The sequence below is a fragment of the Streptomyces sp. NPDC096132 genome, assembly GCF_044763345.1.
Taxonomy (GTDB): domain Bacteria; phylum Actinomycetota; class Actinomycetes; order Streptomycetales; family Streptomycetaceae; genus Streptomyces.
This window is the reverse complement of record NZ_JBIWGA010000036.1, coordinates 72316-86523: the sequence shown is the minus strand read 5'-3', so window position 1 is coordinate 86523 and position 14208 is coordinate 72316. Positions and strand designations below refer to the sequence as shown.

The following is a 14208-nucleotide window of genomic DNA, read 5'->3' as shown; positions in this document are numbered from 1 at the left end:
ACAAGCCGTCGCCCGCGATCCAGGGCCACGCTCCCACGCTCCACCACGACAGGACTACTGGGACCGGGCCGCATGATCGTGTTACGAGCTCTAAGAAGCCGTAGTCCCTATCGACCGTGAGGGCGGTTCTGGTCGAACGGGTTGCCTGGTCGGGTGATTTCGGCCGGGTGGGTGCATGAAGGCAGGGCCTCCGGTGCAGCACGCGGGTTGCGAAGCCAACTCGTCTGCCCCAGAGGCCCTGTTGTCGCAGTTCTACGCAGTTTCGCCGGTTATCTTCAACTCGGCGCGTTCTTCGTGCGATTGCCTCGCTCACCGGTTCGGGAACGCAGCCGACCGGCCGGACCGGGTCCCGGTCTACGGCTCGGACATGACGGGACGCGCAGTGGGCAGTGGTGCGGGACGCCCTGCCGGTGCCGGCATGGATGGAGGGGAGGGGCGGGCAGCCGGAGGGCTACTGCCATCGACATGCTCGATGCGGTCTTCTACGTCACCGACAACGGCATCAAGTGGCGTGCGATGCCCGTCGATTTTCCGGCGTGGGACCGTGTCTACGCCTTCTTTCGCAGGTGGCGGAAGCGGGGCCTGGCCGGGGAACTGCACGACCGGCTTCGCGGGAGAGCTCGCACCGCGGAGGGCCGCGCCATGAGCCGAGTGCGGGAATCATCGACTCGCAGTCGGTGAAGGCAGCCTCCTCGGTGCCCGCCGTGTCACGGGGCTATGACGGCGGCAAGAAGATCAACGGAAGGCGTCGGCACGTCATCACGGACAGCCTCGGCCTGCTGCTGATGGTCTGGGTGACTGCCGCGAACGTCACCGACCGCCAAGCCGCCCGCGCCTCGTGGGCATGGCCGCATCCCTGTTCAGCAGGAGGAAGGCGCCGTTCGTCTATCCATGGCCGAACTCCTCACGACGCAACCGGCCACGGACGACCACCAGCTCCTGCCACAGCAGAAACCCAATCGACTCGACCAACGACTACACACTCGGCGGGACACCGTCATCGCGGCCCACCTGGTCTCCTCGGCGACCTACCGAATCATCCCATCGAAAGGGTTCTCCCCGTGCTCGACCCTGCCGCCCAGAAGAGTCCAGTTGCTTTCGCCCTCCGTCGGCACGAGGTACTCCCAGGACCGCGGCCGGGCAGACCTGATGGACGAGGTGGAGCAGGTCCGCCGCCACCAGAAGATGCTGCGGAGGCTGCTGGCCGCATGAGCACCACACCTGACCACACGGCGAGAGCGCGTTCGTCGATCGTCGTATCGCGTGGGCGACCCCGGCCTCGTCCGGACACCGTTACCGCCGTGATGATGACGGCCCAGGTGGAGGCCCGGCCCCTAACCGCAATGGGATGCTGGACGGGCCGGAGCTTTCGCCGCCGCAGCGCGCAAGGCACTTCGTCGTGGCTTGATCGCTTCAGAACGCTGGAATTGTTGTGCAGTCCGGATTCGGAACGGGCATGGAATTCCCGGTGTCTGTCAGCTTCCCTGACCGTAGGTCGATCGCGAACAGATTGACGCTGCTGCTCACTTGGTTCGCCACGAACATCCACCGGTTGCTCCGGTGGATCGTGAAGCTCCATGGCGACAGACCGCCGCAGGGGATGCGCTGGGCGAGTGTGAGCCGACCGGTTCGCTGGTCGGCCGTGAAGACGACGAGGGTGTTCTCGCCTCGGTTGGAGGTGTAGACGAAGCGGCCGTCGCGGCTCGTGCCGAGTTCGGCCGCGCTCTTGGTGCCGGTGTACTCGGGTGAGTCGGTGGACAGGGTCTGGGCGAGGGCGATCCGGCCGTTCCAGGGGTTCCAGTCGAGGATGTGGAGATCCGCTGTCAGTGCGTTGAGCAGGTAGAGGGTCCGGCCGTCGGGATGGAAGTGCAGGCGCCGCGGTCCGGAACCCGGGGGCACCGCGTAGGAGCGCGGGCCGATCGGTTCGTCGGCCGACAGTACGCGTGTCCCGCGGTCGAAGCGGTAGACGAACACACGGTCCGCGCCGAAGTCCGCGACCAGGGCGAATCTGCCGCCCGGAGCCACCACGACATGGTGCGGATGCGGGCCGGTCTGGCGGGGGTGAGGGCCGGAACCGGTGTCCACCATGACGGATGCAGGAGTGCCGAGTCCGTCATCGGGTCGGATCGGTAGTGCCGCGGTCAGGCCCGCCGCGAAGTTCGCCGCCAGGACGGTGCCCGAAGGTCGGTCGATGCGGTCAGTGCGCCGGTTGCCGGAGCGGCCCGGAAGGCCGAGACGGTGCCACCGGCGTCCCCGCTGCCGACGTAGAGAACCGGCTTCGACGGGTGCGCGGCCTGCCAGCTCGAATTCAGCGCCGCCGCGATACCGAACGGGGTCATGGTCCCGTTATCGGGACAGAACCAGGCGCCGTTCACCTGGGTGCCCCGCCATGTGCCGATGTACAGGAGTTCCGGCTTGGTGCCGGATGCCGCGTTCGCGCTGTGCGTTCCGGCGAGCATCGGCACGGTCACGGCGGCTGCGGATGCCGCCCAGGTACTCAGCCCCCGTCTGGGGGAGGGGCGTTGGGTGGTTCTTGCCTGAGCGGCCTCGGCTGGCTGGGAGTTCCACATGCTGCGATGACCTCTCTGCTCGCGTCTGTTCGCGACAACGTCGGTCGAGGACCGGTGGTGCAGTCGATGGGAACGTCTGTACGTCAACCGTGTGCGTGTCACAGTCTGGGCGAGCCGTGGTCGATCGTTCACCGTGTCGACGGCTTCGGGATCACGCCGTGCGCAACGTAAGGTTTCGCACTCGCACTCGCACTCGCACTCGCGCACTCGCACCGCACCGCACCGGAGCGGAGGGCCGTCGAGCCTGTCCGGGTGTGCCGCAAGCGTCCACGCGCCCACCGCACTCGGCGCGGCGGCAGACGATGCGGCGGGTGAACGGCGCGCCCCGGCGGTCTCACCGGAAGAGGCCATCGCCGCAATCCGCCCGGCCTGAGCATCAACGGCAGTCGTATCGACGTCGCCGCCGACCCGGGTCCCACCGGGTACCTGGATGGCAGACCTGCGGCCAGGCGGTGCAGTCGTGCGGGAGGGACGCTTGCCCCCGGCCGTGCTCACACGGGTGTTGGGCACGAGCGAGTTCCTGCCGGGGGCTCGGGAGTTGCCTCAATGTGCCGTATCAGTCCCGAGGTGCGCCTGGGCAAATGTCCAGAAGCCGGTCCCGTTGTATCCGGTGTCGAACGGCGTCCCGAAACCGTAGTCGTCACCACTGCCGAAGTACGTGTTCTCCAGCCAGCTGAACCTGTCTCCCGTCTGGCCGCCGTAGGCCTGGGCAAGACGGTAGAGCGCGCCTTCGTACTCGTCGTTCGTCGCGCCATGGGCATCGAGTTCGGCCTGCGCGTCCGCGACCGCCCGGGCGAAGATGTCACGGTAGGCCTGGGTGACCCACATCGTGCCTTCGGCTACGTCGGACCCGTCGCCGGCGCCGGACACCGCAACGGTGTCGAGTGCGTTCTTCGCTTTCGTGACCGCGGCAGCGAGGGCGGGCCTCGCATCCACTCCGCGCGAGAAGCCGACAGTGACGCCCGCAGTAGCGAACCACTGGGTGGCGCGCACGTCGTTCTCGCCCATCCAGTACATGGCCCTGAACGGCTGGGTGGGCCTGTTCCAAGGCTCCGAGTACTGCAATGTCAGGCGCGAGTCCGTGAACGAGGCTCCGTTCACCGATTCCGTCCAATTTCCTGACGAACCGACGCTTACATCGAGGACCGCGCTCTTGTCGGCCGCGCGTTCCAGGTGCCATCCCTCGGCGTCTTTCCAGTACAGCACCATGTTCTGATTTTGTGGACGCCCCACGACGTTCGTGTTCGGGAAGCTGATCGTGGAGGGATTGGGCTTGTCCGTGCTGCCGTCGCCGTGCTCCACGATGGTGAAGGTCGTGAAGTCGCGGCCTTTGCTTACCTTGTTCACGAAGGCGGCGTCCTTGACCGTCGCATCGATCGCAGTCACGACGCCGTCCGTGAGGGTGAGCCGATAGCTGATCCCGCGCATCAGTGTTACGGCGTTGACGAAGTCGAGGACGGCGGCTGCGTAGCTTTCGTTCGAGCCCTGCAACAGTATGTGGACGTTGTACGACCAGGTGCCGTCCGCGTTCTTCCAGAGTCCGCTTCCGCCATTGATGTCAAGCCGATCCGCGCTGTACTCACAGTTGCCGGTTACGGTGGGCACGGCCGCATCGTTGATTTTCACCGCGCCCGCCGCGATCAGGGCGGCTACTCCCTGGGCGGCGTTTCCGCCGCTGAAGAGACTGTCGTAAGCCGTGGCGGTGATCCCCGTGACTCCGTCCGCGTCGATCGTCTTCGTCGTGGTGTGAGCCGTTCGCCGGGGCGCCGCAGATGCGGCCGACGGAACCAGTGCGAAGGGCGTAGCGAGTGCTGGGGCCAGCACTAAGCCGATAAAGCCACGGCGTGTCTTCTTCATGTGAGGGAGGCTCCTAGGTCAATGAAATGGTGGGCGAAGCGGCGCTCAGGTGCCGCTTCTGCCGTCGTGACGTCATGCGAGGCGGTAACCGGTGAGGTTGTTGATCCAGGCGATCATGGCGTCGGCGTCCTGGTTCAGGGCGTGGGCGCCGTCCCAGTAGAGGTAGGAGTTGACGTCGTCGCCGAGGTTGTCGAGTTTGGCGGCGAGGTTGAGGACGATGTTGTGCGCGGTGTTGGTGTCGAGGGAGCCGGTGCGCAGCCACCAATGCCGGGAGCGGTGGGGGTTGCGCTGCCCGAGGAAGTACATCGGGTTCATCAGCTTTGATCTTCTCGGGCAGGTCCGCGTCGAGCCGTGCGGTGGTGTTGCCGGTTTCGGTGCGGAGGCTGTAGAGGGTGAAGTGGCGGGCGTTGGTCGTGGCGTCGCCGAACTCCTGGTTCTCGAAGGCGCTGGCGTCGAGGGCGTCGAAGGACGGGGCGTTTTTCATCCGGCGGCCGATGTGGGTGAGGAAGCCGTCCCAGGTGAAGGTGGCCTTGCCGCCGGACCAGGTGATGAAGGTGTTGGCGGCGAGGTAGGTGGTGCGGTCGGCGTCCGGGAGGGCGGTGAGGTATGCGGTGGCCGAGGGCTGGAGGTAGGCCTTGACCATGTAGTCGGCGTAGTTGTCGGCGGTGAGGGTGCCGTGGCCCTTGATGCCGCGCAGGTGCAGGGAGCGCAGGTAGCCGGCGTAGGCGTCCTTGAGCTGCGTGGAGTAGGGCTCGGCCGCCGTGGCGCCACTGGCCAGGGGGAGTGTGCCGAACATCCACTCGTAGGCCATGTCGGCGTGCTCGAGGTCGGTGATGGGGGAGTAGGCGGCGGTGGCGAAGACGGCGTCGCTCTCCTCGGCCGCGCCGATCTCCTTGAGATAGCGGTGGTAGAGCGGGCTGTCGCCGGAGGCGCCGAGGAGTGAGGAGAGTGCTGCGCCGGCGCTGCCGCCGCCGGAGACGATCCAGTCGGTGTTGCCCGGGATGCGGTGCTTGTTGAAGTGCAGGTAGCGCACGGCGGCCTTGAGGTCCACGATGCAGGCGGGTGCCTTGCGTCCCGGCCACACCGCTGGGCGTGGCCGGGACGGGATCATCTGAGGTCAGCGGCGGAAGGACTGGCGGAGCTCCTTCTTCAGGCGCTTCAGACTCGCCCGCTCCGCGGCGGCGTTCGCGGCGTTCGTGCCGGCCGGGTTCTCTCCCAGCCGCATGAAGGCGTGATCGGCGCCGGGGTAGACGACCGGGTCGTAGTACTTCCCGGCGGCCGACATCGCGTCGGTGGTGGCCTGCAGGCTGTTCATCACGCGGGTGTCGGTCTCGCCGTAGAAGCCGTGGACCGGAACCGCGATCCTGTCGACCGGGTAGTTGGTCAGCCCATCGGTGCGGTGGCAGCCCTGGGTCACGGCGGGCGGGCCGACGTCGTAGAACACGAAGACCGAGTCGACCGACCTGGTGCCGGTCGCGGCGTACCGGAACGCCGCGCCGCCGCCCCAGGAGAGTCCGACGATGTCGGTCTGCCCGGTGGAGCGAGGCAGGTGCCTGGCGTAGTCCGCCCAGGCGCCGATACGGGCGCTGACCTCTTCGTCCGGGACTGCCGTCACCAGGGCGGAGGTCCCGCCGCCGCTGCCGGTGAGGGTCCGGGTGTCACCGCCGCCGTCCGGGCCGAGCCCCGAGATCATGTCGGGCGTGATCGCTATGTAGCCCATCGCGGCGATCTGGTCGGCGGTGTTGCGTGTGGAGTCGGTCAGCCCGAACACCTCGTGCAGCACGAGGACCACCGGCGCGTTCCTTCTGCCGACGGGGTAGTCCACCCACGCGCGCATCGTCTGACCGCGGAAGCGCAGGCTCACCCACCGGGACGAGCGCGGCGACTGGGCCAGCTTCTCGGCGGCGAAGGCCTGCGCGGCCTGCTGGTTGGTCCAGCCCGCGGTCGGGGTGGCCGACTGCGTACCGGTGACGGACGGACAGGACGTGGGCATGTCGTCCGAGGCCGAGGTGGCGGCCATGCTCTGCCCGCCTGCCACCAGGGTCTGCCCGCCGAGGAGGGCGGCCGACAGCAGCAGTGTCGCCGACAGTCTGGCGAGCGGCCCGCGCCCGACGCGCAGCCGTCTTGCGTTGATTCCCTTACCGATCATGGCGATCACCGAGCCCTGGTAGAAGGTGAGGTTCTTGCGCTGTGTGTGGCGAGTGAGTCGTCGTCCTTGCGGGCCACGTGCGTCAGCCGGCGTTGATGACCACGCACTTCACCTGCGTCCAGTCCTCCAGGTAGTCGGGGCCCATGGAGCGGCCGAAGCCACTGTGCTTGTATCCGCCGAAGGGGGCGCCGATGGCACCGGCGGGTCCGCCGTCGCCCAGGGTGTTGACGGCGATCTGCCCGGCCTGGACCCGTCGGGCCAGACGGACGGCCCGTCCGACGTCCTGCGTCCAGACGGTGGCGGTCAGGCCGTAGCGGGTGCCGTTGGCGATCGCGACGGCCTCTTCCTCGTCCTCGTAGGTGAGGACGGACAGCACCGGGCCGAAGATCTCCTCCTGGGCGATCCGCATCCCCGGCTGCACCCGGTCGAAGAGGGTCGGCTCGACGAAGTACCCGTCGTCGTACGGCGCTCCGGTCAGCTTGCCGCCGCCGACGACGACTTCGGCGCCCTCTTCCCGGCCGATGGCGAGGTACTCCAGCACCCGCTTCTCCTGCCGGGCGTTGATCAGCGGCCCCATGTCGACCGGCTGGTCCCACAGTCCGACGCGTACGGCGCGGAAGGCGTCGGCCACCTCGGTGACCAGCCTGTCGTGGAGGGAGGGGTGGACGAGGACGCGTGAGCCGGCGGCGCAGACCTGGCCGCTGTTCATGACGATGCTGCGGGCGATCGCGGGGACGGCCTTGGTGAGGTCGGCGTCCGGCAGCACGATCTGCGGGGACTTGCCGCCCAGTTCGAGCTGGAGCGGGATCAGATTGCGGGCGCAGGCCTCCATCACGGCGGTGCCGGTGGCGGGGGAGCCGGTGAAGCTCATCTTGCGGATGCCGGGGTGCGCGGGCAGGGCGGCGCCGGCTTCGGAGCCGTATCCGGTGACGACGTTGAGGACGCCGGGCGGGATGCCCGCCTCGTGCGCCAGCCGGCACAGGTAGAGGGCGGTGAGCGGGGCGTCCTCGGCGGGCTTGAGGACGACGGTGTTGCCGGCGGCGATCGGGGCGGCGGTGTTGAACACGGTCATCGGGCCCGGCGCGTTCCACGGGATGATCGCGCCGATGACGCCGTACGGCTCGCGCAGGGTCAGGCCCAGGACGTCCGGGGAGCGGGTGGGCAGGGTGTCGCCGAAGACCTTGTCGGCCTTGCCGGCGAGGTAGGTCAGCCGGGCGGCGATGGGGGAGGGGCCGACGGGGTGGCCGACCTCGATCGCTTCCAGCCGGTTGATGTCGTCGTCGTATTTGCGGACCAACTCGGCCCAGCGGTACAGGAGTTCACCGCGGGTGGCGGGGCTGGTGTCGCGCCAGGCGGGCAGCGCTGTCTCGGCGGCGCGTACGGCGTCGTCGATGTCCTCGGCGGTGCCGCGCGGGACGCGGGCGATCAACGCGCCGGTGGCCGGGTTCAGCACGTCGATGGTGACCTTGGAGCGGGCGGGGACCCACTCGCCGTCGATGAGGTGCGTGCCGTCGGGCAGCAGCGCGGCGATGTCGAGCGGGGCGGGGGCGGTGGTGGTCATCGTCTTCCTTGGGATAGGGGGTCAGGCGGCCTCGGCCGTACCCGCCGCGATCTCGTCGTGGCGGTGGCAGGCGGCAAAGACGCCGTCGCGCTCCACGAGTTCGGGCCGGGTCGTCCAGCAGGTCTCCTGCGCGAACGGACAGCGGGGAGCGAAGGCACAGCCCGCGCTGACCCGTCCCGCCGCCGGGGTGGTCGTGCCGGTGAGGCGTCGCTCGGCCTGGCGGCGGCGCTGCGCGACGGGGTCGGGCACCGGCGCCGCGGCGAGCAGCGCGCGGGTGTAGGGGTGGGCCGGGGCGTCCGCGATCCTGGCCGCCGGGCCGCGCTCGACGACCTGGCCGGCGTACAGGACGACGATGGTGTCGCTGAGGTAGCGCACCACGGCCAGGTCGTGGGAGATGAACAGGTAACTCAGGCCCCGGGTCTGCTTGAGGCGGGCCAGCAGGTTCAGGACCTGGGCCTGTACCGACAGGTCCAGAGCGCTGACCGCTTCGTCGCACACGATGAAGTCGGGCTCCATGACCAACGCCCTGGCGATGGCGATGCGCTGGCGCTGGCCACCGGAGAAGGCCCCCGGGTAGCGGCGGGCGGCGCCGGGCGGCAGACCGACGTCGTCCAGGGCGCGCAGCACACGGTCGTGGATCTCGTCCGAGGACAGGCCCAGGTTGTAGCGGAGCGCCTCGGCGAGGGTGTCGCCGACCGTGTGGGCGGGGTTCATCGAGCCGTACGGGTCCTGGAAGACCACCTGCATACGGCGGGCCAGCAGCCGCCGTTCGGCGCGCGTGCCGTGCGTGATGTCGGCGCCGTCGAACTCGATGACGCCCCCGCTCGCCGGCACCAGCCCCAGCACCGCGGAGCCGATGGTCGACTTGCCGGAGCCGGACTCGCCGACCAGGCCGACGGTCTCACCGCGCCCGACGGTCAGGTCCACGCCCCGTACGGCCTGGACGTCGCCGCCGCGCAGCCGCGACCGGCGGTAGGTGACGTCCAGCCCGCGCACCCGGAGCAGAGCCTCTTCAGTCATGTGCCGGTCCTCCGGTCATCTCGAGCGGTCGTATGCACCGCGTCGACCGTGCCGGCCCGACCAGATGGGAGATCACGACGGGTTTCTCCTTGCAGGACTCGGTCACCCGCGGACAGCGGTTCTGGAAGTGGCAGCCCACGGGCCACTGGGTCGGCGGCGGCACCGCGCCCTCGACCGCGGGCAGCGGCTCGCCCGGCAGGGCGTGGTGCGGGTCGGACCCGAGCAGTCCGGCTGTGTAGGGGTGGGCCGGGGCGGTGACCAGGGCGGTGACCTCGGCCTCCTCGACGACCTCGCCGGCGTACATCACCACGGCCCGGTCGCACAGGTCGGCCAGCACACCCCAGTCGTGGGTGATGAGGATGACGGCGGTGCCACCCGCCTGGAGTTCGCGCAGCAGGTCGAGGATCTCGGCCTGTACGGTCACGTCCAGCGCGGTGGTCGGCTCGTCGGCGATCACCAGGGCGGGATCACCCGCCAACGCGGCCGCGATGCCGACCCGTTGGGCCATGCCGCCGGAGAGCTGGTGGGGGTAGCTGCCGGCGACGCGGGCGGGGTCGGGCAGCCGTACCTTCTCAAAGAGTTCCAGCGCGCGCTCCCGGGCCTGCTTGCGGGAGCAGCCGGTGTGCAGCCGCACGACCTCGGCGACCTGGGCGCCGGCGGTGAACGACGGGTCCAGGCTGGAGATGGGGTCCTGGGAGATCCATCCGATACGGCGGCCCCGTACGCGGCGCATCGCGGCGGCGTCGGCGCGGGCGAGGTCGGCGCCCTCGAACAGGATGGTGCCGGAGGCGATCTCGCCGCCCGCGGGCAGCATGCCGAGGAGCGAGGTGGCGGTGATCGTCTTGCCGCAGCCCGTCTCACCGACGATGCCCAGCACCTCACCGGCCCGCAGGTCGAAGGACACGTCCCGGATGACGTCGGTGGGCGCGCCCTCGATGCGCAGGGACACCGTCAGACCGCGCACCGACAGCAGGGCATCGGCGTCGGGCTCTTCGACGGGGGCCTTGACCCGTACCGGCTGCGGTGCGGGTGAGGCACCCCGGGGCCGCCCCATACGGCGGGACGGCGGCTTGTCGACGGGGGGCGAGTACCGTTCGGCGAGCGTGTCGCGCAGCCCGTCGCTGAGCAGGCCGAGCGCCAGGATGAAGCTGATGATTATGAACCCGGAGGGGACCAGGAGCCAGGGATCGGTGCCGATGTTCTTGGACGCCTCGGCGATCATGCTGCCCCAGCTGGCGTCGGTGGTCCCGACGCCGAGGAAGCCGAGCCCGGTCTCCAGGAGGACCGCGTACGCGCCGTACACGGAGGCCTGGACGAGGACGACACCGGTGACGCGCGGCAGGACGTGCCGGCGGATGATCACCCGGTCCCGGACGCCGTTCGCGACGGCGGCACGGACGTAGAGCTCCTCCTTCACGCCGAGCGTGGCCGAGCGCACTACCCGGGCCAGCAGCGGCGCTCCGAGGAGGCCGTTGGCGGCCATGGCGGCGCTCTCGTTGTTGGTGAAGACCGCGAGGACCACCAGCAGGACGATGATGACGGGGACGGCGGAGATCAGGTCGGCGCTCTTGAGGACGAGGCGGTCGAACCAGCCGCCCCGGTATCCGGCGACCATGCCGGCCGGGACGCCGAGCGTGAGATACACGGCCAGCGTGATCACCACGCCGAGCAGGGTGATCTGGCCGCCGTGCATGAGACGGCTGAGCACGTCCCGGCCCAGCTCCCCGGTGCCCAGCGGATGGGCGCCGCTGGGGCCCTGGAGTGCGGCGGTCAGGTCCTGCTCCTCGGGGGCGTACGGAGCGAGCTGACCCGCGAACACGGTGACCAGGACGACGAGGACGAGATAGCCGGCGGAGACAGCCGCGGCCGGCTTGCGCAGCAGCCGGGCGGCGAAACCGCGCCGCACGGGACCCCGCCGAGGACCCTCCCGTCCGCTGTCGGGCGCCTTCTGACGTGCGATCGCCGACGTCTTCATGTCCGCACCTTCGGGTTGAGCATCGTGTACACGACTTCGATCAGCAGGTTGATCAGCATCACGGTCACCGTGAAGACGAGGGCGACGCCCTGGACCATGGGGATGTCCTGGGTCTGCGCGGCGGTGACGGCGAGGCCGCCGAGGCCGGGCATGACGAACAGGGTCTCGGCGAGCACGGTGCCGCCGAACAGGGTCACCACGACCACGCCCAGCACGGTGACGATGGGGGCGGCCGCGTTGCGCAGCACGTGCCGGAAGATCACCGACCGCTCCGGGACCCCGCGCGCCCGCAGCACGCGGACGTATTCGCGGTCGAGCTGGTTGAGGACGCCGTCGCGGGTCTGCTTGGCGACCGGTGCCGTGGCGGGGACGCCCAGGGTGAGCACCGGCAGCACCAGCGACTGGAACCATTGCACCGGGGAGTCGGTGAAGGGGACGTAGCCCGAGACGGGGAAGACCGGCAGCTGCACGGCGAGCGCCGTCATCAGTACCAGGCCGAACCAGAAGTTGGGCACCGCGAGCCCGACCAGTGAGATGCCGTCCACGGCCCGCCCGAGCCAGCCGCCCTTCAAGGCGCTCAGCACGCCGAGCACCACTCCCGCCACGGCGGCTACCAGGATCGCGCCGCCGATCAGCGAGAGGGTGACGCCCAAGCGGGAGGTGAGCTGGTCGCTCACCGGTACCCCGGAGGTGATGGAGTCACCGAGGTTGCCCTGCAGGGCGTCGGTCAGCCAGTCCCAGTAGCGGACCGGCAGTGAGTGATCGAGGCCGAGCTGTGCGTCAAGTGCCTTGACCTGGGCGGGACTCGCGTTCGCGCCGAGGATGGTGCGGCCGGGGTCGCCCGGCACGAGGCTGGTCAGGACGAAGGTCAGGACGGTGACGCCGAACACCACCGGGATCGCGCCGAGCAGCCAGCGGAAGAGGATCCTGTGCATCTCACCTCACTCCTTTCTTGGGCCGGGCGGCCCCCGTGGTCAGGCAGGGGGCTGCCCGGAGCTCTTACTTGGTGGCGTAGAAGGCCAGCGGGCTCGCGAAGGGCGCGCCCGCGCTGACCTTCACCCCGCCGATGCCGGGACGGACGTAGTAGTTGACCGGGGTGAAGGCGACCGGCGCGAACCAGGCGTTCTTGACCAGGTACTCCTGCATCTGCTTGTCCAGCTCGGCCCGCTCGGCGGGGGCGGCGGCGGCCGCCTGGTCGAAGAGCTTGGTCAGCTCGGGCGAGCTGGAACCGAAGCCGTTGAAGACCTTCGAGCCGGGCATGAACAGATCCAGGCCCTCCAGGTACATCGGTTCCTCGGTGAAGCCGCCGGAGACGGCCGGGTACTTCTTGTTGGTCTGGTTCTCCACGAAGGAGGTGATGCTGGTGACGGCGGTGACCTTGACCTTGATGCCGACCTTCTCCAGCTGCCCGGCGATCGCCTGGGCCATGGTGTCGAAGCCGACGAAGGTGGCGGCGAGGATGGGGAGTTCGAAGCCGTCCGCGTAACCGGCCGCCTTCAGCAGCTCCTTGGCCTTGGCGGGGTCGTAGGGGTAATAGTCGGCCATCTCCTCGGAGTAGCCGTCGCCCCCCTTGATCACGGTCTGGGTCGTCGGGGTGCCGGCGGAGCCGAGCAGCGCCTTGGTGACGGTGTCCCGGTCGATGGCGTAATTGATCGCCTGGCGGACCCGGACGTCACCGAGTGGCTTGGACACCTCGCCGGCGCGGTCGATGAGGCTCAGCCCCTGGAGGATCACCGGCAGGCCGACCGTGGACATACCGGCGGACTTCGCGGAAGCGGCGGAGGTGTAGTCGCCCTTGTAGACGTCGATCTGGCCGGTCTTCATGGCGTTGACCGCGGTCTGGCCGTTCTGGACGATCCGGATCACGATCTTCTTGTAGTGCTGCTTGGACTTGTCGTAGTAGTTCGGGTTGGCGGTGTAGGTGTAGTGGTCGGCGGCGACGCTGTCGGAGGGCTGGTAGATGTACGGCCCCGCGCCCTGGCTGGTCTTGGTCGGCGTCAGGCTCGACGTGCTCGCCAGGCCCTTGGGACTGATGATCTGGCCGATGCCGTACGACTGGGTCAGCAGGGTCGGCAGGATCGGGTTGGGCTTGGCGAGCTTGATGGTCAGGGTCAGCGGGCCGGTCGCCGTGATGGTCGCGTCGGTGAGGTAGTGGGCCTGGTTGCCTTGGGCCTTCTTGGCGTACTCCAGCGAGGCCTTCACCGCGTCCGCGGTCACCGCCGTGCCGTCGGCGAACTTGACTCCGTCGCGCAGGGTCACGGACAGCTCGGTGTTGCCGGTGCCGACGTACTTCCACGACTTCGCCAGCGCCGGCTCCACCTTGCCCTCGGGAGAGAGGTAGAAGAGCGACTCGTACGACAGCATCGTGAAGTCGACGAAACCGAGGTCGGCCGTTCCCGGGTTGAGGCCGGGCGGGGCCTGCTGCTCGGCGACGGTCAGGGTGTCGCCCGGAACGGCCTTGCCGGTGTTCTGGGCACCGGCGGCCGCACCGCCCTTGCCGCCGCCGCAGGCGGCCAGGGTGAGGGAGAGCGCGGCACACACGGCGACGAGACCGGCGCGGTGTGCTCTTGGGGTGAGCCGACGGGAGGTGGAGTCGAAGAGGTGCATGTCTTCTCCTTGCGCCACGGGAGGTCCGCCACGGCGGCGCAGGCCGGAAGGGCGGGCAGCTGAAGGTGATGAGGAACATCCGCACGCGCCGGGCGCGGGCGAGCGAGATCGCGGGGCCCTGGGGGCGCGATCCACCTGCGTGTGTTCATGAAGAGGGGCGAGCCGGCCGACTCGGGGCCGGGTGGGAAGAGGGTTCGGTTGCGTCGCCGGGGACCGCCGTGCGGATACGGCCGGAGACAGGCCGTGCGAGGCCGGCGGTCTTCGGGACGAGCGGCGACGAACCGGAGGTGCTCCCGCTGCTCGCGAGGATCAGTCCCAGATGCTGCGGTAGTGCCGGCTCACCGGGGGCTGGCCGGTGAACCCGGGCGTACGCGTCCGACTGCCGCGGTGCGGATGAGACGCGCTCGGCCCAGTGCTGTAACCCTGCTGAAACGACGCCCTGCTGTCCAGCTTCCGCGCAAGGCGAATT

Annotated in this window: 11 protein-coding genes and 1 pseudogene; 2 read left to right on the top strand and 10 right to left on the bottom strand. The window is 69.4% G+C overall.

The features are described 5' to 3' along the window. Positions 1 to 465 precede the first annotated feature (465 nt). Together ACIRF9_RS46260 and ACIRF9_RS46255 are read left to right on the top strand one after the other, a co-directional pair. Positions 466 to 681, top strand: coding sequence for a transposase (locus ACIRF9_RS46260; RefSeq protein ID WP_403835755.1), 216 nt, complete (start codon positions 466 to 468; stop codon positions 679 to 681). Next, positions 678 to 776: pseudogene (locus ACIRF9_RS46255) on the top strand (IS5/IS1182 family transposase); the annotation flags it as partial. The gene ACIRF9_RS46260 and the pseudogene ACIRF9_RS46255, both read left to right, overlap by 4 nt. Before the next feature lie 637 nt (positions 777 to 1413). Here the strand turns inward: ACIRF9_RS46255 and ACIRF9_RS46250 are convergent. The 10 genes from ACIRF9_RS46250 to ACIRF9_RS46205 all read right to left on the bottom strand — a co-directional run bounded on the left by ACIRF9_RS46250 (position 1414) and on the right by ACIRF9_RS46205 (position 13739). Further along, positions 1414 to 2145, bottom strand: a complete 732-nt coding sequence (locus ACIRF9_RS46250) for a lactonase family protein (RefSeq protein ID WP_403835764.1) — start codon at positions 2143 to 2145, stop codon at positions 1414 to 1416. Further along, the gene (locus tag ACIRF9_RS46245; protein WP_403835751.1) at positions 2142 to 2471 is read right to left on the bottom strand and encodes a hypothetical protein; all 330 of its coding nucleotides are present in this window, start codon (positions 2469 to 2471) and stop codon (positions 2142 to 2144) included. Before ACIRF9_RS46245 ends, ACIRF9_RS46250 begins: the two co-directional genes overlap by 4 nt. Before the next feature lie 642 nt (positions 2472 to 3113). Then, positions 3114 to 4427, bottom strand: coding sequence for a hypothetical protein (locus ACIRF9_RS46240; RefSeq protein WP_403835749.1), 1314 nt, complete (start codon positions 4425 to 4427; stop codon positions 3114 to 3116). A 13-nt stretch (positions 4428 to 4440) separates the two neighbouring features. Next, the gene (locus ACIRF9_RS46235; protein ID WP_403835746.1) at positions 4441 to 5478 is read right to left on the bottom strand and encodes a hypothetical protein; all 1038 of its coding nucleotides are present in this window, start codon (positions 5476 to 5478) and stop codon (positions 4441 to 4443) included. A 66-nt stretch (positions 5479 to 5544) separates the two neighbouring features. Then, the gene (locus ACIRF9_RS46230) at positions 5545 to 6576 is read right to left on the bottom strand and encodes a dienelactone hydrolase family protein (RefSeq protein ID WP_403835743.1); all 1032 of its coding nucleotides are present in this window, start codon (positions 6574 to 6576) and stop codon (positions 5545 to 5547) included. A gap of 82 nt (positions 6577 to 6658) precedes the next feature. Then, the gene (locus ACIRF9_RS46225) at positions 6659 to 8137 is read right to left on the bottom strand and encodes an aldehyde dehydrogenase family protein (RefSeq protein WP_403835742.1); all 1479 of its coding nucleotides are present in this window, start codon (positions 8135 to 8137) and stop codon (positions 6659 to 6661) included. Positions 8138 to 8158: 21 nt separating this feature from the next. Continuing rightward, positions 8159 to 9157, bottom strand: coding sequence for an oligopeptide/dipeptide ABC transporter ATP-binding protein (locus ACIRF9_RS46220; protein WP_403835739.1), 999 nt, complete (start codon positions 9155 to 9157; stop codon positions 8159 to 8161). After that, on the bottom strand, positions 9150 to 11132 hold the full coding sequence (locus ACIRF9_RS46215) for a dipeptide/oligopeptide/nickel ABC transporter permease/ATP-binding protein (protein ID WP_403835737.1): 1983 nt from the start codon (positions 11130 to 11132) through the stop codon (positions 9150 to 9152). Before ACIRF9_RS46215 ends, ACIRF9_RS46220 begins: the two co-directional genes overlap by 8 nt. Beyond that, positions 11129 to 12067, bottom strand: a complete 939-nt coding sequence (locus ACIRF9_RS46210; RefSeq protein ID WP_403835735.1) for an ABC transporter permease — start codon at positions 12065 to 12067, stop codon at positions 11129 to 11131. Before ACIRF9_RS46210 ends, ACIRF9_RS46215 begins: the two co-directional genes overlap by 4 nt. A 64-nt stretch (positions 12068 to 12131) precedes the next feature. Beyond that, complete coding sequence (locus tag ACIRF9_RS46205) at positions 12132 to 13739, bottom strand: ABC transporter substrate-binding protein (protein ID WP_403835733.1); 1608 nt, start codon at positions 13737 to 13739, stop codon at positions 12132 to 12134. Positions 13740 to 14208: the final 469 nt, after the last annotated feature.